This window comes from Methylocaldum sp. (assembly GCF_039794385.1).
Classification (GTDB): domain Bacteria; phylum Pseudomonadota; class Gammaproteobacteria; order Methylococcales; family Methylococcaceae; genus Methylocaldum.
Genome location: NZ_JBDIVO010000010.1, coordinates 1 through 15,756, shown reverse-complemented (window position 1 = coordinate 15,756; position 15,756 = coordinate 1). Strand labels below are relative to the sequence as shown.

Below are 15,756 nucleotides of genomic sequence, written 5' to 3'. Positions count from 1 at the left end.
TGTCCTCATTTAGCGGGCCACGCGGGCGAGTTCGCCGGGGCGGCGACGTTCGAGGCGTAATTCCTGGCCTTGGCTGCGTTCATTAGGTTTTGGTAGAACGCCATGAGCGTCTGCGGATTGCCATACCGGCCGGACAGGGCTTCGTATTCGGCGGCGGCCGCTTCCCGTGCCTGAGTCAGGGTGTCGTTGAGCCGTTTGGCGTAGGCATGGTCTTCCAATGCGGCAGCCGCACGAACTGCGGCCATCATGTCGTTCAGGATGATCTGGGCCAGTTCGAGGGCAATCACGGGGCCAGCTTCGTCCGCGAACAGCTTCGCCATTCCGGCATCCTCGCGGGCAAGGTTGCGGAGGATGCCGCCGATGGCGCTCGGCACGGTCTCCATAAAAGCCTTCTCGCTATCGGTCAGCTCGCCCTCGCCGGTGGCGAATTTCTGGATTAGACCGTCTCCGGCGTTGCCGGAGCCGAGCAGGATCTCGGCGACCCGTTGGCGGAGCCCTGTAAGCGAAACGTCTTGGGGAACCGGATGGAGGCACTCGTCTTCGTTGTGGCCGTCGCAGCGATAGACCTTGACTTTCTGGTACGGACCATCGCCGGAACCGTTGATAAGATGGCGGATCGAGAGGATCTCGGGGAGGACCGAGATCGGAGTGTTCTCGCCCTGGCCGTCAGGTGATGCTTGTGGTTCGGAGACGATGATCGATCCGGTTACACTCATCACCGCTTCGAGCAGTTCGTCACCACCGAAGCGGAACCAGGCGCCAGCGTTATGCTTTTTGAGCGCACGCCAGACCAGGTTGCCCTGGATCACCTTGGTCATTTCATCGGGGGCGTTCTCCTTGACTTGTTTGACCGGATCACCGGCGGTGCTCGTGTTCGTGAAAGCCGAGAAAACGTCCGCGATGCCTTTCGTGAACGAGACTTCGGAGAGTTCGACGTGCTTTTGCAGTTCGAACGCGCGAACCGTGTCGTTGACGATTCCCTGCGCGAGCCGGCAGCTGTTGCTGAACATCTGGTTGAGTTCCTGGATTTGCCGCTGGAGGTAGTTCATGACGTTCTGGCAGTCCTTGCACATCGCGCCGAGCGCAAGCTGAAACGCGTAACCAGCCGCATTGGATGCGATATTCCGAAGGAGGTGGACGAACTGGTCGAAGTTAATGAACGAGAACGAGCCACCGTACAGATCGATACCGCCGCACCCCGCACTGAAGGAGGGCGGCACGAAACTCACCAAATTGGTGTTGGTGATTCCGTTACGCATCACCAGGCTACCGCCGGTGATGGCCCCACGACGCTGGCCGAAGTGGGCGGTCGGTTCGGTCACGTTGACCAGGGTGTCGAACATCCCGTCCAGCTCATCCTGCAAACCCGCCGAGGTGGGGAGTGGCGTCAGCATGGCGAGGATCAGAGCGACGGAAATTGAAAACGAAGAGGCGGTCTTCACGGAAAGCTCCTTACGTCTGCTGGTAGTTGCAGCACTTCGATCAGGCGAACAGGATCATCGAGGGCATCGGATGGAATACCGGCGGAGTCGGTGACAAGCAGCGGCGCTGGACGGAGTCCACGCGTGTTCTGGTAACGTACGTCGTCGATCCAGCCAGCCTCTTTTGCGGCGAGAAGGATGCGCCCCGTCAATTCTTCGAGAGACAGAGCACTTTGCGCGATAAGGACGATCTCGCGCGGTGGCTTCATGAGAAACATCGCGGGCGTCGATACGACGCCCAGGCGGGCCGCCTGCCCCCGGTCCTGCTTGAATGTGGGGTAATACCCGTGCGGCATGGGTTTCCCGTCCAGGGACACCGGATAGACCGTGAAACCGAAATTGCGCTCCAGGATGGCGAGAATGGGAGCCTGGATATGGCAATAGGGGCAGTCGGAGCGGAAAAAGAACAGGATCCCGGCTTGCGTGGCGATCTCGTTCAGCAGCTCGCCCGCCGCTTGACCAGACTGCCGGTTGGCCTCGTTGACTGCATAGGTAGCAATCGGCCGGCGCACGGTCTCGTCCAGGTAAGGATCGGACATGACAACGTGCCGCGCTACTTCGGTAAAGCGCTGGGCCTTGTCCATCATCACTCGCTGCAGGTAATAGTAGGCAGCGACATTTTCCGGCGTCGGGTGGTCGATGGCCCGGTCCCGGTAGCGGTCGAGATTTTTCCGGAACCACTCGGCGGATAGCGGCACGGGTTCCTCGGATGGAGTGGTTTTGGCCGGCACGGGTGCCGAGGCCGGCGGCGGTTCAGGCGGCTTAGGCGGGGGCTCCGGCTCGGGGGTGAGATCCGGCTCGCGCTGGGTCTCGTACCAGAACCAGCCTCTGGCATGGTCCTCAAAAAAGGACGGCCCATCCCCGAATAAATCATCCAGGGCGTGGGCCGAAGGCTCCCCGAGGAATAACGCCAACCAGAGGAGGGTGTTCCGATGCATACGCATATTGGGAATTCTCCAGAAAAAGAAAGAGGCCGACGCTGCAAAAAATTGGGAAAACACGGACTTTTAATACAATTCGGCGAGATCGTTGCCGAGGTCCCCGGTATCGGCGCCGCTGCTCTCATGTATCGGTACCTGACCGGCCGGGTCGAGGTGACGTGCGCCGGTGGTTTCCATGGTCAACCCCCTCTCGGCAAGAAGCCGGAAACGGTCGCAACGCCGGCGTGGAGGCAACGCTGACAAATAGCGGTACAACTCAGGGTCAGTGTCCTGACGAATCAAAAGATTCAAACGAATAGGCTTACCCATCGTTTTTAAGTCGTTCCTCGCCGGCGAGGTAAAATCCTTTGACGTTCGCATGCATCGGGTCCTTGACCAGGACGAGAGGATTGCGCTTGCAAATTTTCCGTATGGCGTCCTGATAAAGCGCAGCGCCGCCGCCAACAAGGACAACGGTGCCGATGTCGCTCATCGTGCCCACTGTATCAAGCAGACGTTGGCAAACCTGATCCATGACGGGCCGTACTCGCGGCATCAAATGCCCGAAATCGTACGGGCGGCCGTACAAGTCCATGCGATACCCGTTTCGCACGGCTTCATCCAACCGAGCGACGTCGTTGAACGGTTCCTCGATCTCCTCGCTAACCGCCTGCGTCAACTTGACCAGGATCTGGGAAACCCCGCCTGGTGTACTTCCAGACCTTTCGAACGCAACTTTGAGCCCCTTTGCCACGATCCAGTCAACGGTGAAGAAACCGCAATCGACGATCAGTGACAGACTGTTACGAAGGTCCTGATAAACGCCGTGGCCAATGGCGTGATGCAGAAAACCGCCGACCGGCTGAGGAATGACCCAGGCGCGTCTGATATGGGTTATTGATCCGTCCGGCAACGGGTGCTCGCCAACCAACCGTTTCTCAAGCCGATCCCGGCTAGTTTGGATGTATTCGACGGGGAGCCCAGTCACAACGAGATCGACGTGTCGTGGTTTTCCAAGGTAGGTGAGAGCGCCTCGGAAAAGGGCGAGATATGGATTTGAGTCGTGATAGCCGCGGTTCAGAATTCGCCCCGATTCGTGGCCAGCCAAGGCAAGCCCAGCGTCCTCGCCCACCACGTAACACTCGTGCCCGATCTCGATCCGGACGACATTTAGCCCGTCTGTTGCCCCGTCGTTTAATTCTCGAGCGACCGACAAGGCGGCGATCGAAGGGAAATGCCCGGCAGCCAGGCTTCCATCGTCGCGCCTCCAGGCATACTTCACGTTTCCGTATCCGATATCGACGGCAACAATCACTTTTTTCTCCGAGAAGTTGATTGGTGTCGCGACACGTTGAAATGTGTCGAAACACGTTCAACAACGTCGAATCGACGTGTCTGAAGCTTGCTTACTGGGTATCAACGACGCCAATCAACACCAAGAGCGTCGTAAAACGTCGAAAGGTGTTGAAAGGCGTCTTCAGAGCGTTTCCAGTATTTCGCTCACTATAGCGGCGGGAAATCGGAGTGGCGTTTCACAAAGTTCGGATTTTGGCGTTTTTGTGCAGCGCCGCTTTTCATCCTGTGGGGTATCGTGTTTTGGACAGCGCCTTTCCGCCGATCGCAAGCTTGAACGGAACGCATTGTGAGAACCGTGGGGCAAGGACCGATTGCCGAGCGCCCGTCCGAAAATCCACGTCGTTGGAACCGGGCGAATAGACCTGAGTATTGAAAGGAGGATGCGTCAACGGCCGATTTGAGAACGCCCTTGCAAGTGGCCGATTGGGGGTTAGGGTCGTAAGGGAGCCGCCTCGAAGCGGGTGAAAAGGCAACAAAAGTTGTCAGTGCCATGTCGGTCCCCAAACATTGGGACCACGACGGAAAACGAGCGGAGCGACGCTGGAAAACCCGTTGGAACCGAATGGGTCGGTTCCAACCAGATAGGACAGTTAGGTGACGCCATGAGTAATTCCAACCTTATGCAAGAGACCAATCGGACCGCGGCCGAACCGCCCGTCGTCACGGGCACGGAGCCGGCCTATGTCTGGCTTGCGGAACGCTTCGACGCGCTGCGCCGGGAAGCGAAGTTCCTGGTCGACGACTACTGGGCCCGGCTGAAAGACGGGCGCGTCGGCCAGAAGCTGCACGCTCGTGGCTCGCTGGGAGTGCGGCTCAAGACTCGGGACACGGGCGCCTTTTCCATCGAATGGTACGAAATGGGGGTGATGCGCCTGGACGGCCAGCGGCGGTCGATCGCGCGGAAGACCTACGCGCGGGGCCGCAGCTACCAATATCCCCTGGATCGGATGTTGAACGGCGAGCCGGAGTGGGTCGCGGAACTCGTGACCGAAGTCGAGACGGCTTTCGCCGAAATCCGCAAGCAGATGGACCTCCTGATCGGGATCCGCGACGCTTTGGTGGCTTACGACAAACAGGTGCGCGGCGCGCGGTTCACCGCCATGGAGGCGATGCAGGCGGCGGCGCAGCGGGTATCGGCGGAGGCGAAAGAAACCGAAACGGAGGGGGCTTGACGATGGGTGAAAACGAACGCAACTTGGTGGAGACGGCGATAGCCTTCTCGTTTGGTGGCAATCTGGACGTGCGGGTGATCCGCCGGGAAGGACGGAATTGGTTCGTGGCCGTGGATGTGTGCGCCGCGCTCGGCCTTGGCGATTGTCCGATGGCGCTGGCCGGGATCGACGACAGGCGAAAAAGCACCGTAGTCCCGAAGAACGAACCAAGTGGCCACACAGAGCTGACCGTGGTCGACGAGGCCGGTCTTCGCGCGCTGATTCGCGCCGGCCGGAATCCGAAAGCCGTACAGCCGTTTCGTAGATGGGTGGCGACTGAGCTGTTGCCCTCGCTCGAACGGATGTCGGTGTCGCCGGCTGTGCCGGGGCGGACGAGCGAGCAACGCAATCCAATCCATGAGTCGGAGACAGCAACCGCGGAGGCATCTCCTTGGAACGGACCACTGATTCCCGTGTTCACCGCGACGATCGGCGGAATCGAGCACCTGGTGTGTAATGCGCGGGATTTGCACCGGTTTCTGGCCGTGGGGCGGGATTTCTCGACGTGGATCAAGGAACGTATTTCCGAGTATGGCTTCGAGGAGGATAACGATTACATCGTGATTGATTCCCCGAATTCGAGGAATCAAAAAGGCCGCGGCGGTGACCGCCGCGGCAAGGATTATCACCTTACGCTGGACATGGCCAAAGAAGTCGCGGCATTTGAACGAAGCGAACAAGGCCGCAGGGTGCGGAGGCACCTCATCGATTGTGAACGCCGCATCACTGGCGAACGCCTCGTCGAGGCGGATAAATACGTGGCCGAAGGGAGTACGGAGTCCGGTGCGTCGAGCGGCCTCGATGTTCAGCAAAATCCGGCGTCCCCTTTCCGCTTCGATGACAAAGACATCCGGGTGATCCGGACCGGGGACGAACTATGGGTGGTCGCTAAGGATGTGGCGGAGGCGTTGGGGTATTCCTGGAACGGAATGCAGAGAATTGCACATGTCCCTGAAGAGTGGCGTGGGGTCACATCCGTTGTGACCCCCTCCGGGGCACAGGATATGGCCGTCCTTTCCGAACAAGGCTTGTACTTCTTCCTGGCCCGCTCGGACAAGCCCAAGGCCATCCCGTTCCAGAAGTGGCTTGCCGGTGAAGTGCTCCCGGCCATCCGAAGGACCGGCCGTTATGATGGAAGTAAAGCCAGGACGTCCGACGCATCGTCCACTTCGTGTTCTCTGCTCGACCTCTGGGTCTACGACGGCCCTCCGGCCAATCAGCAACTGAAAATCTTCGACATACCCGCCGTCCAGGGCGGCTATGTAATGTTGTTTGGACTTTCGAGTGGCGGCACGATGTTGTGCTCCGCGAGCGTCCCGTCCAAACATGTTGGCGATACCGTGAGAATGGTGGGTAGATTCGGTCTCCAAGTAACGCGTGTGTTGGTGTCGAAACCGCATATCCAGTACAGCCTGTTAAAGTCGAAGCTGGCCAAGGTATTGGAGGATGTGCCGCGCATCAACAATACCTATCCGCAGACGGATATAGAAAGCTTGAAACGGCGTGTGGAAGAGTTCCTGGAAGCCGCATACGAAAGATACGCGCCGCGTTGGGAAAAACCATCCGAGCAGATGGTGGACGCCAAGGCAAAGGTCGTGAGTGCGCTGGAGGAATTGGTGGAGGCGATTCGGGCATGGCAGATCGGCTGAACAGTGAAATCGCAAATGCCGTCGTCGAAACGGCGCTGATCGAGAAAATCCAGCGCCTGGAGCAATTCGTCGTCCAGCTACGAACCGAGCTTCAACGAGCGCGAGAAGTGTCCGTGGATACGATGCTTGGGTAGCTTCGCTTGCGTGAAGCCGTGCTTCTGTACGTTGGGCGAGACGCGAAGAGTTTCAGGCAGCAGATCGCCGGGGCGTACGGCTGCTGTTGTCGGGGGAATACCAACCCCCGCGCCGCACGCGCTGCGCCCTGCGCCGGCAGACTGAGCGGAAACTAGGGCCGGAACGGTCCGAAGTCACGCCTGGGGAGTCCCCGGTAAGCCGTCCGGCCGGAAACGGCCGGACGCAGAGGACGCGGAACCAGGAAGCAAAAGCCGCAAGGCCGGAAACCCCCGCTACAACCGCCCCAGCGGTTTAGCGGCGGGAGAGTTCATGTCTAGTTGCAGGCGGCCGGCGTCTCAGGCTGGAACGTCACCCGCAACCCCAGGGCATGAGCCACCTTCACCACCGTGGCAAAGCTGGGGTTTCCTTGCCCGGATAGAGCCTTATACAAGCCTTCGCGACTCATTCCCACGTCGCGGGCGAGTTGGCTCATATTGCGCGCGCGGGCGACAACACCAAGCGCGTGGACAATAAAGGCCGGATCGTCGCCGCCCTCTTCAATAACGGCTTCCAGGTAGGCGGCAATATCCGCTTCGGTTTCCAGATAATCGGCCGTATCGTAACGGCTGAAGGTTTCGCTGCTCATAACTCAATCTTTCCACTGTGCGGCGATGACTTTGGCGCAGGCAATGTCGCGGTCCTGGCTGGACTTGTCGCCACCGCAAAGCAGTACGACAACGACCGGCCCGCGCTGCATAAAGTAAACCCGGTATCCGGGTCCGTAGTTGATCCTCATTTCCGAGATACCTTCGCCGACCGGCTTAATGTCGCCTGGATTTCCGCTTGCAAGACGGTCCAACCGTGCTTGGATGCGTGCCACGGCACGGCGATCCTTCAAACCGCGTAGCCGGTGATCAAAGGTACTGCTCTTGATGAGTTCCATAGTGTGATTTATAGTTGACACAGAAGCGCGTGTCAACCATGGTTCACAAACGACAATCCTTTTGGTCTTTAATTTTTCGGCCGAGAGTATGGGCGAGCACAGCAAGATCGAGTGGACCACGCACACCTTCAACTCCTGGGTGGGTTGCACGAAGGTGAGTCTGGCCTGCGACCACTGCTACGCCGAGACCTGGGCGAAGCGGAGCGGCCTCGTAACCTGGGGACCCTCCCGGCCACGCCGGAGAACCAGCGAGACTTATTGGAGCACGCCCTTGAAGTGGAACCGCGAGGCAGTGGCGACGGGCACCCGACCGCGTGTTTTCTGCGCGTCGCTGGCGGACGTGTTCGACAACGAAGTACCAGACGGCTGGCGCGCCGATCTGTGGGCGCTGATTCGGTCCACGCCCTGGCTGGATTGGATACTCGTGACGAAGCGCATCGGCAATGCCCCTCGGATGCTGCCGCCCGACTGGGGGCCGCGGGGTTACCCGAACGTCTGGCTGCTGATCACCGTCTGCAATCAGGCCGAGGCCTGCCGCGACATTCCGAAGTTGTTGGCCGTGCCGGCACGGGTCCGCGGACTGAGCGTCGAGCCGCTGCTTGGAGCGATTGGCTTAACGCCGCTTTTTGCGAGTGAAGGCCGCGGGCTCGACTGGGTCATCGTCGGCGGCGAGTCCGGCGCACACGCCCGGCCGATGCGTCCGGATTGGGTGCGGGCGCTCCGTGACGAATGCGCCGCTTTAGAGACCGCTTTCTTTTTCAAGCAATGGGGCGAGTGGGCGCCGTTATTCGAGGCCGAACCGTATCCGCGCACGGCACGGCTGATCGATGTCGACGGCACACGCCTCTGCCGGGCGGGCAGGAAAGTCGCGGGCCGCCTGCTCGACGGACGCGAATGGAACCAGATCCCGGAGCCGCGCCGATGAACGAACCGACCACGCCATTCCGCGTGCAACTTCGCCGTACCAAGGGTTGGCGTATGCCGCCGAATACCGTCAAGGTGGACCGCTCGACCCGATGGGGCAACCCGCATCCGCTGGACGCTTACCCTCGAGAGTGGCCGGTTGACGAGCGGCGCCAGCGTGCGCAAGCGGACTTCCGGGCCGACCTCGAGGCCGGCCGGCTGGATTTCACGGCCGCCGACGTGCGTCGCGAGCTTTGGGGCAAGAACCTCGCGTGCTGGTGTCCGCTGCCGAAGCCGGGCGAATCCGACGACTGCCATGCCGCCGTGCTGCTTGAAATCGCGGGGTCTGCCGGGTCTGATCTCGCGCCTCAAGCTCAGAAGCGGCCGGATTCGCAGGACCGGACGACCGATCAATGAACCCGATCCATCGCCTCCTGCCCATCTGCATTCGCAGACCGGAGCCCTTCGCGCTATTCCTGGATTTCGACGGTGTGCTCCATCCCAGCCAATCGGCGACGTTCCGGTACCTGCCGGCGTTCGAAGCGACCCTGCGGGGCTATCCGGACATCGACATCGTCATTTCATCAAACTGGCGGGAAGGGGAGCCGTTCGACGAACTTCTCGACTATTTCTCGGCGGGATTCCGAGATCGCTTGATCGGGGCGACAGCGGTCCTTCCCGGACCGTATTCTCGACAACGGGAGATCGAGGCGTATTGTCGTTCGTTTGGCATCGAACGCTGGCTCGCTATTGATGACGACGGAACACTGTTCGTGCCGGGTTGCCCGCAGCTCATCTTGCTCTCTAGAAATGAGGCCTTGGACGAAGTCGGCCGGAGGAGGCTGGCGGACCGCCTTGCAGCGTGGACTCATTCTCCTTGGACAGGGTCATAGTCAATGCATCGAGACAGTCAATTGAAAGGAGAACGCTCGATCGAGCCGGAAAGGGCGAGGTCTCGGACCCGGCGGCCTGGATCAAAATCATCGAAACCGATGCGCTTCATCACCCGGCTCGACACAAGCACATGCGGGTGGTGGGTACGAGTTTATTGGGACGGGAAGATGGTCGCTTCACGGTTATTCTCGGACAGCGTCCATGGCGGACCAGAGAGAGCTCTCAATGCCGCCCAGCGGTTTCGCGACGAAATGGTCGTGGTTTATGGAATACCACCGGCCACGAAAGTCGGTTACCACGCGCGCGACCGGCGGAATCAGGACGGCTATGTCGGACTTTCCGTGACTGTGGATTGCCGCGAACGTCCCTCGAAAGCTTGCTGGACCGCGCGATTTATCCGGGATGGTCGGCAGGCCAAGCAGTCTTTTTCAATTCGGAAGTACGGCTACGAGGGTGCGTACCGCCTGGCTGCCAAGGTGCGACGACAGGCGACCGGTCACCCGGTGCCAAAAACCTGTCCGCCACCGCCAGAGTGGTTGCAGCACTGGTTGAAGAACATCGACCAAGCAGGGTGAGTCGTGTCATCGACGTTGCACGTGCGAGTTCCGGTTTGTATTCGTAGATGTGCGGAAGCCCCGAAAAAGCCGCAGGAAACTCTGAATAAGTCCCGATCCTCGATACAATGATATCTAACGCCCACGTTTCGAATGGTTGACTCCAAATGAGTGCCCGAGTCCATTTCGTCTCTACCGGCCCTGCAACTTACGCCGACCTGGAAGCGGTGCCGGCCGGCTACACGGCGGAACTCGTCAACGGCCGTCTTCACGCGCTGCCGCGCCCCAGGGGCAAACACATTCATAGCGCCAGTGTGCTTGGCCGAAGGTTGGGCGACCCGTTCGAGGACGGTGTGGGAGGTCCGGGCGGCTGGTGGATTCTGGACGAACCGGAAGTTCACTTCGTCCTCGATGCGGAAGTAACGGTGCCGGATTTGGCGGGCTGGCGGCGCGAGCGGCTTCCCTCGATGCCGGAGGATCATCGGTTCCGGGTTGTGCCCGACTGGATTTGCGAGGTGCTGTCGCCCACGAGCCGCGATTACGACCTGAACGAAAAGCTTCCGCTGTATGCCCGCCACAGTGTCCCCTTCGTCTGGATGATCGAGCCTGACGCGCCCTGGCTCGAAGCGCTGATCCTCGACGGCGGCAGCTTTCGCCCGATCGGCCGGTTCGGGCCGGGCGAGGCGATCCAGGCGCCGCCGTTCGAGGCGGTAGCGTTTCATCTGTTTGAATAAGTCCACGACGGTGTGATTGATCCACGGTTTTGGCCGATAACCACGCTGGGGATGCATCGGTACGATTCGCCGCTCCCTGGGCGGCGTCAGGCACATGCTCTGCAGGCCTACGAGGCGATGCTTGGCGCCGGTTCGACGACCGGGCTAACGGCCGGTGGAACTCGCCCGATTGCCTTCAGATCGCTTGGGCAAGCGGCTCCACCAGCGTGGGATCGTCATTCTTCGGGCTGTTTACCCGCCGGCTTACGGGATAAAGCCGCATGGGTTCGGCTGTAAACGGTTGTAGGAGAGCCTGGGCGGTTTCCAACGGGGTTTTAGGATCCAGCCACACGTCATAGGCGGACGGTGGCAAGATCACCGGCATGCGGTCGTGGATCGTCGCCATGAGGGCATTGGCCTGCGTCACAATGATCGTGCAGGATTCGATCGTCTGTCCGTCGCCTTCCCAGCGGTCCCACAGTCCTGCCAAGGAAAATGGTTCCCCGGATTCGAGTCCGATAGCATAGGGTTGTTTGCCCGTTCCTTCCGCTTTCCATTCATAAAAAAGGTCTGCGGGTATAAGGCAGCGGCGCTTCCGAAACGGCTGCCGATAAGCGGGTTTGTCGGCCACCGTTTCCGCCCGCGCATTGATGGTGGAGTAGGGCAGTTTGGACTCTTTGGCCCAGAAAGGCAGAAGGCCCCAGGTCAGCGGGACCAGCTCTCGCTCGCCCTCATGATCCAACCGGACGGCCAAGACAGGCTGCGTCGGCGCGACGTTATAGCGGGGCCGGATATCGAAAACCCGGATCTTGGTTTCCGAAATCTCGAACTGCCGGGCCAGTCGTCTGGGATCGGTGTATTGGGTAAAGCGTCCGCACATGAAGGAGAGTGTATGCTGTCTGGGGAAAGCGGTCACCTAGGATGCGGCCACTCAACCAGAGCGGCCATGATCGTAGGCTTGCAACTTACCGAAGCTGGTCTAACCTTCAATTAACCGCGCTGTTGTCTTATAAAATGCGCTTGCGCCTGAACTTACGACAACGCGGCACACGCCCGGCTTTCCACCCCACAGCCGGGCCTTTTGTTATCCGCCAGCAATCTGCTCACGCCCTCACAGTTCCAGTCACTGTAGATGATTGAACTGAATAGAAGACCAAACAGTGAGCAGCAAAAAGGGCCATCCGATGGCCCTTCTTCCAATCCGTTTCGCTTCTCAGCGAATACCCGTCTGTCTCGGGCTTGTTCCCTTTAGGCTGGCGCGAGGTCCTGTGTCCAGCGTGACTATATTCTCGCTCGGCGCTGCATCGTCTTCTATACGAGCTTTTGCGGATGTTACCGCACGTAGGCAGGAAAGCCCCACCAGGATAAGCGGATGGCGACTGCTGACCGCTGGCCAATAGTGGGTCTGAGCCTGACCAGGGGATTTGAGTCCAGAATACCTGATCCATGCGGGCCTGTTTTACGTCGACGTGGACAAACTGAGTTGACATCCTCCTTGGCCTGAACGCTCCAGATTCCGGTTGGTCGCGTTCCAGGTTTCTGCTTCGTCAGCGTGTTAAGCTGATAAAAATTTGAGCCGCTTGCTTGTCCAAGTAGCCATGACGACTTCCATGTCATTTCAGGAAACCGACCCCCCATCCTACGAACGGCTGTCCGGCGCGGTCGAGCGCGTGACGTTCCACAGTGCGGAATCCGGTTTCTGCGTGCTGCGGGTCAAGGTCAAGGGGCAGCGCGACCTGGTCTCCGTGATCGGTTCGGCCGCTTCGGTCTCGCCGGGCGAATTCATCGAATGTTTAGGGCGCTGGGTCAATGATGTGACCCATGGGCTGCAATTCAAGGCTCATCACCTCAAGGTCGTCCCGCCCACTACGCTGGAAGGTATCGAGAAGTATCTCGGGTCCGGGCTGGTCAAGGGGATCGGCCCGCACTTCGCCAAAAAGTTGGTGAAGGCGTTTGGTGAAGCGGTGTTCGAGGTGATCGAGCAGGAGCCCGAGCGGTTGGAGACGCTTGAGGGCATTGGCCGCAAGCGCCGCATGCGAGTGGTCGAAGCCTGGGCCGAACAGAAGGTCATCCGGGACATCATGGTGTTCCTGCAATCGCACGGGGTTGGCACATCCCGCGCTGTGCGTATCTACAAGACCTATGGCGATGAATCGATTCTCAAGGTCACCGAAAATCCCTATCGGCTGGCGCTGGATATCTGGGGCATCGGCTTCAAGACCGCGGACATCATCGCTCAGAAGCTCGGCATCCCATCGGACTCTCTGATTCGCGCCCAGGCCGGCGTACGCCATGCCCTTCAGCTCTGGTCGGAGCAGGGACACTGTGCGGCACCGAGGGAGACGCTGGTGTCGATGGCCGCCCAACTCCTGGAAGTCCCGGAAGCGATCATCGAGCAAGCTATCGGCGCCGAATTGGAGGCGGACAATCTCATCGGGGAAACCACGCCGGATGGCGAGATCTTGTCCCTGGCGCCGCTGTACCGCGCCGAGACGGGCTGTGCGAACCACATCCGACGTCTGCTCGAGGGCGTGTCACCCTGGGGTGAGATTGATGCCGGCAAGGCGATTCCCTGGGTCGAGGAGAGGACCGGGCTAACCCTGTCCGAATCGCAGCGGGCAGCCGTCACGACGGTGCTCGGCAATAAGGTGACCATCATCACCGGCGGGCCGGGAGTCGGCAAGACCACCCTGGTCAATAGCGTGTTGCGGATTCTCCGGGCGAAGAAAGTCCGTGTCTTGTTGTGCGCTCCGACCGGACGGGCGGCCAAGCGGATGACCGAAACCACTAAGCTCGAGGCCAAGACGGTGCATCGTCTCCTTGAATTCGATCCGAAGGAATTCAGGTTCAAGCGGAATGACGCAAACCCGCTGGAAACCGACCTGCTGGTGATCGACGAAGCCTCGATGGTGGACGTGGTCCTGATGAATCAGCTTCTCAAGGCGGTGCCGGATGCTGCGGGCCTCCTCATCGTCGGGGATGTGGACCAACTGCCCTCCGTCGGCCCCGGCGCCGTGCTCGCCGACCTCATTGCTTCGGAGGCTGTGCCCACCGTCCGGCTCACCGAGATCTTCCGCCAAGCGCAAGAGTCCAGAATCATCGTTAATGCCCACCGGATTAACCGAGGTGAATTGCCGGTCGCCACGCCCAAGGGCGAAGCCAGCGACTTCTACCTCATTGAGGCTGAATCGCCCGAGGACGTCCGGAAGAAGCTCATTCAGGCGGTTGTCGAACGCATTCCGCTGCGATTCGGTGTTCACCCCGTCAACGATCTTCAGGTGCTCACGCCGATGAACCGCGGCGGCTTGGGCGTGCGCGCGTTGAACATCGAATTCCAACAATTGCTCAATGGTCAGGCCGAGCCCAAAGTGACGAAGTTCGGAACCACGTTCGCGCCGGGCGATAAAGTCATTCAGATGGTGAACAACTATGACAAGGACGTCTTCAACGGCGACATTGGCCGCATCACTACAATCGATCAGGAAGAAAGCACCTTAACAGTGGATTTCGATGGCCGCACAGTCACTTATGACCTCTCGGAACTGGACGAGATAGCCCTGGCGTACGCGGCCAGCATTCACAAGAGCCAAGGTTCCGAGTATCCGGCCGTGGTCATCCCGCTCGCCCTGCAGCACTACATGCTTTTGGAAAGAAACCTGTTGTACACCGCGGTCACGCGCGGGAAAAAACTGGTAGTGGTGATTGCGGAACCGAAAGCGTTGGCTATGGCCGTACGGAGTTGGAAGGCGAAGAAGCGAGTGACGCGGCTGGCAGAACGATTGGCCGTGTTCGAAACAATAATATCTTGATACCTATGGGGACGCACCGGCATCGACACCATGTGCGTCGGTTCTTCGCCGAATTTCGGCAACGTTTCGAAGACGGTTTCTCCCTCCCGCCGCGATGCGTTCCGATAGTGCCGGCGACGAGGGCAGCCGTGCCGTGCCGCGCCGAGATTGGCGCTGCGGGCCGGGACATATCCCTCGGCATCGACGATCTGGACCAGGCGGTCGAGTCCTACCGAGCCGCCTCAGTGCCTTGACCACCGACGATCCCGGCCAGCTCGAAGCGGCCCGCAACGTCCGCGACAAGATCTGCGCCGGCTACGAACCGGGGGGAGCCCTCATTAGGATCTTCGTCCCGCGCTTGCCGGCCCTCGCGGCGAATCCGAACGAATAGAGCGTGTTATGACCTTTCTGCTGGAGAAGTGGTTATTACGAGCATGATGACTCGTAAACCTTATCCTAGCGATGTGTCGGACGACGAATGGACCTTCGTCGCGTCTTATTTAACCTTGATGAAGGCGGACGCGCCGCAACGCCGGCACGATTTGCGTGAGATCTTCAATGGCCTGCGCTGGTTAGTGCGCGCCCGAAGGTGGTTGTGAATTCTTTTGCCGTTTGCATGCTTCCCGTCATTACTGCGTTCCGGCTATTTTACAGGCTCTAAAGTTAGGTTTAGACATAAACGCTGCCGATCAGACTGTCTTCGGCCTGTCATATGGGATGCCTATCCTTGGCTGCGTCATCGCGTGGCCCTTGCCAACCAGCAGTATCTTGGCTTTCCACTCAATCGTTATGCTCCCGATGATTCGCGCCCTACCGATTCGCCCATTCCGCGGCGGCTGGCCCCGCTGTCGCAGTTTGCCGCTGCGGTTTTTATTGCTCTATGGCGGCCTGCAGTGGCTGTACCAGGACGCTCGCGGCGGCGCGCTGGAGCGGCTTCTCATCGATACGCTCACGGTGCGGCCGAGCGCCGCCCTGATCGATTGGCTGATCCCGGCGAAAGGGTGATCGCGGAGGGGCACCGATTGGTCTCGCCCTGGGCCCGGCTGAACGTCCTGAACGGCTGCGAAGGCACCGAAACCCTGCTGCTCCTCGTCGCCGCCTTCCTCGTTTTTCCAGCCCGCCTCCGACACAAACTCCAGGGGCTGTTAGGGGGAAGCCTGCTGATCTACACGCTCAACCAGACCCGCATCGTCGGACTCTATTACGCCCTGCGCCACGACCGGGACAGTT

General features: G+C 59.9%; 18 protein-coding genes and 2 pseudogenes. 13 read left to right on the top strand and 7 right to left on the bottom strand.

Going from position 1 to position 15,756, the window contains the following annotated elements:
* Positions 1–5: 5 nt before the first annotated feature.
* From ABJK70_RS01850 to ABJK70_RS01835, 4 genes are all read right to left on the bottom strand, one after another.
* Positions 6–1,442 (bottom strand): conjugal transfer protein TraH, encoded by a 1,437-nt coding sequence (locus ABJK70_RS01850; protein WP_347257313.1) that lies wholly within the window; start codon positions 1,440–1,442, stop codon positions 6–8.
* Entirely contained in the window at positions 1,439–2,425 is a 987-nt protein-coding gene (gene traF, locus ABJK70_RS01845; protein WP_156881403.1) for a conjugal transfer protein TraF, read from the bottom strand. Before traF ends, ABJK70_RS01850 begins: the two co-directional genes overlap by 4 nt.
* 63 nt (positions 2,426–2,488) lie before the next feature.
* Entirely contained in the window at positions 2,489–2,731 is a 243-nt protein-coding gene (locus ABJK70_RS01840) for a hypothetical protein (RefSeq protein ID WP_347257312.1), read from the bottom strand.
* Positions 2,724–3,716, bottom strand: a complete 993-nt coding sequence (locus ABJK70_RS01835; RefSeq protein ID WP_156881404.1) for a PRTRC system protein D — start codon at positions 3,714–3,716, stop codon at positions 2,724–2,726. Before ABJK70_RS01835 ends, ABJK70_RS01840 begins: the two co-directional genes overlap by 8 nt.
* 643 nt (positions 3,717–4,359) lie before the next feature.
* Between ABJK70_RS01835 and mobI the strand changes: the two genes are divergently transcribed.
* From mobI to ABJK70_RS01820, 3 genes are read left to right on the top strand one after another with little or no spacing between them, the layout of a single operon-like run.
* Positions 4,360–4,929 (top strand): conjugative transfer protein MobI(A/C), encoded by a 570-nt coding sequence (gene mobI / locus ABJK70_RS01830; protein WP_210024062.1) that lies wholly within the window; start codon positions 4,360–4,362, stop codon positions 4,927–4,929.
* Between the two features lie 2 nt (positions 4,930–4,931).
* The gene (locus tag ABJK70_RS01825) at positions 4,932–6,617 is read left to right on the top strand and encodes a BRO family protein (protein ID WP_210024061.1); all 1,686 of its coding nucleotides are present in this window, start codon (positions 4,932–4,934) and stop codon (positions 6,615–6,617) included.
* Entirely contained in the window at positions 6,602–6,751 is a 150-nt protein-coding gene (locus tag ABJK70_RS01820; RefSeq protein ID WP_156881406.1) for a hypothetical protein, read from the top strand. The genes ABJK70_RS01825 and ABJK70_RS01820 overlap by 16 nt, the downstream gene beginning before the upstream one ends.
* Before the next feature lie 314 nt (positions 6,752–7,065).
* Here ABJK70_RS01820 and ABJK70_RS01815 read toward each other — a convergent pair whose 3' ends face one another.
* The gene (locus ABJK70_RS01815; RefSeq protein ID WP_086135699.1) at positions 7,066–7,377 is read right to left on the bottom strand and encodes an addiction module antidote protein; all 312 of its coding nucleotides are present in this window, start codon (positions 7,375–7,377) and stop codon (positions 7,066–7,068) included.
* Positions 7,378–7,380: 3 nt separating this feature from the next.
* Positions 7,381–7,674 (bottom strand): type II toxin-antitoxin system RelE/ParE family toxin, encoded by a 294-nt coding sequence (locus tag ABJK70_RS01810; protein ID WP_156881407.1) that lies wholly within the window; start codon positions 7,672–7,674, stop codon positions 7,381–7,383.
* Between the two features lie 61 nt (positions 7,675–7,735).
* Here ABJK70_RS01810 and ABJK70_RS01805 point away from each other — a divergent pair, with 61 nt between their 5' ends.
* From ABJK70_RS01805 to ABJK70_RS01785, 5 genes are all read left to right on the top strand, one after another.
* Positions 7,736–8,599 (top strand): phage Gp37/Gp68 family protein, encoded by an 864-nt coding sequence (locus ABJK70_RS01805; protein WP_210024060.1) that lies wholly within the window; start codon positions 7,736–7,738, stop codon positions 8,597–8,599.
* Positions 8,596–8,994: a DUF4326 domain-containing protein gene (locus tag ABJK70_RS01800; RefSeq protein WP_156881408.1), complete on the top strand. Its 399-nt coding sequence runs from the start codon at positions 8,596–8,598 to the stop codon at positions 8,992–8,994. The genes ABJK70_RS01805 and ABJK70_RS01800 overlap by 4 nt, the downstream gene beginning before the upstream one ends.
* Complete coding sequence (locus ABJK70_RS01795) at positions 8,991–9,470, top strand: HAD domain-containing protein (protein WP_156881409.1); 480 nt, start codon at positions 8,991–8,993, stop codon at positions 9,468–9,470. Before ABJK70_RS01800 ends, ABJK70_RS01795 begins: the two co-directional genes overlap by 4 nt.
* A 168-nt stretch (positions 9,471–9,638) precedes the next feature.
* The gene (locus ABJK70_RS01790; protein WP_347257311.1) at positions 9,639–10,046 is read left to right on the top strand and encodes an AP2/ERF family transcription factor; all 408 of its coding nucleotides are present in this window, start codon (positions 9,639–9,641) and stop codon (positions 10,044–10,046) included.
* Positions 10,047–10,192: 146 nt separating this feature from the next.
* The gene (locus tag ABJK70_RS01785) at positions 10,193–10,759 is read left to right on the top strand and encodes a Uma2 family endonuclease (protein ID WP_086135694.1); all 567 of its coding nucleotides are present in this window, start codon (positions 10,193–10,195) and stop codon (positions 10,757–10,759) included.
* Between the two features lie 175 nt (positions 10,760–10,934).
* On the opposite strand, the gene ABJK70_RS01780 is transcribed toward ABJK70_RS01785, so the two are convergent.
* Positions 10,935–11,618, bottom strand: coding sequence for an SOS response-associated peptidase (locus ABJK70_RS01780; protein ID WP_210024073.1), 684 nt, complete (start codon positions 11,616–11,618; stop codon positions 10,935–10,937).
* A gap of 730 nt (positions 11,619–12,348) precedes the next feature.
* On the opposite strand from ABJK70_RS01780, the gene ABJK70_RS01775 reads away from it, so the two are divergent.
* From ABJK70_RS01775 to ABJK70_RS01755, 5 genes and pseudogenes are all read left to right on the top strand, one after another.
* Positions 12,349–14,547, top strand: a complete 2,199-nt coding sequence (locus ABJK70_RS01775; protein ID WP_347257310.1) for an ATP-dependent RecD-like DNA helicase — start codon at positions 12,349–12,351, stop codon at positions 14,545–14,547.
* A gap of 229 nt (positions 14,548–14,776) precedes the next feature.
* Complete coding sequence (locus ABJK70_RS01770) at positions 14,777–14,917, top strand: hypothetical protein (protein ID WP_156882066.1); 141 nt, start codon at positions 14,777–14,779, stop codon at positions 14,915–14,917.
* A gap of 43 nt (positions 14,918–14,960) precedes the next feature.
* Positions 14,961–15,107 (top strand): annotated as a pseudogene (locus ABJK70_RS01765) (IS5/IS1182 family transposase); the annotation flags it as partial.
* Between the two features lie 217 nt (positions 15,108–15,324).
* Positions 15,325–15,531 carry a hypothetical protein gene (locus ABJK70_RS01760; protein ID WP_156882067.1) on the top strand — a complete coding sequence of 69 codons (207 nt, stop codon included), beginning with the start codon at positions 15,325–15,327 and terminating at the stop codon, positions 15,529–15,531.
* Between the two features lie 17 nt (positions 15,532–15,548).
* Positions 15,549–15,756 (top strand): annotated as a pseudogene (locus ABJK70_RS01755) (exosortase family protein XrtM); the annotation flags it as partial.

Excerpts from the sequence above, each read along its gene's own strand:
- ABJK70_RS01840 (WP_347257312.1), bottom strand. The coding sequence starts at position 2,731 with ATGGGTAAGCCTATTCGTTTGAATCTTTTGATTCGTCAGGACACTGAC.
- ABJK70_RS01825 (WP_210024061.1), top strand. The coding sequence starts at position 4,932 with ATGGGTGAAAACGAACGCAACTTGGTGGAGACGGCGATAGCCTTCTCG.
- traF (WP_156881403.1), bottom strand. The coding sequence starts at position 2,425 with ATGCGTATGCATCGGAACACCCTCCTCTGGTTGGCGTTATTCCTCGGG.
- ABJK70_RS01760 (WP_156882067.1), top strand. The coding sequence starts at position 15,325 with ATGATTCGCGCCCTACCGATTCGCCCATTCCGCGGCGGCTGGCCCCGC.
- ABJK70_RS01775 (WP_347257310.1), top strand. The coding sequence starts at position 12,349 with ATGTCATTTCAGGAAACCGACCCCCCATCCTACGAACGGCTGTCCGGC.
- ABJK70_RS01800 (WP_156881408.1), top strand. The coding sequence starts at position 8,596 with ATGAACGAACCGACCACGCCATTCCGCGTGCAACTTCGCCGTACCAAG.
- ABJK70_RS01815 (WP_086135699.1), bottom strand. The coding sequence starts at position 7,377 with ATGAGCAGCGAAACCTTCAGCCGTTACGATACGGCCGATTATCTGGAA.
- ABJK70_RS01790 (WP_347257311.1), top strand. The coding sequence starts at position 9,639 with ATGGTCGCTTCACGGTTATTCTCGGACAGCGTCCATGGCGGACCAGAG.
- ABJK70_RS01810 (WP_156881407.1), bottom strand. The coding sequence starts at position 7,674 with ATGGAACTCATCAAGAGCAGTACCTTTGATCACCGGCTACGCGGTTTG.
- mobI (WP_210024062.1), top strand. The coding sequence starts at position 4,360 with ATGAGTAATTCCAACCTTATGCAAGAGACCAATCGGACCGCGGCCGAA.
- ABJK70_RS01795 (WP_156881409.1), top strand. The coding sequence starts at position 8,991 with ATGAACCCGATCCATCGCCTCCTGCCCATCTGCATTCGCAGACCGGAG.
- ABJK70_RS01820 (WP_156881406.1), top strand. The coding sequence starts at position 6,602 with ATGGCAGATCGGCTGAACAGTGAAATCGCAAATGCCGTCGTCGAAACG.
- ABJK70_RS01785 (WP_086135694.1), top strand. The coding sequence starts at position 10,193 with ATGAGTGCCCGAGTCCATTTCGTCTCTACCGGCCCTGCAACTTACGCC.
- ABJK70_RS01780 (WP_210024073.1), bottom strand. The coding sequence starts at position 11,618 with ATGTGCGGACGCTTTACCCAATACACCGATCCCAGACGACTGGCCCGG.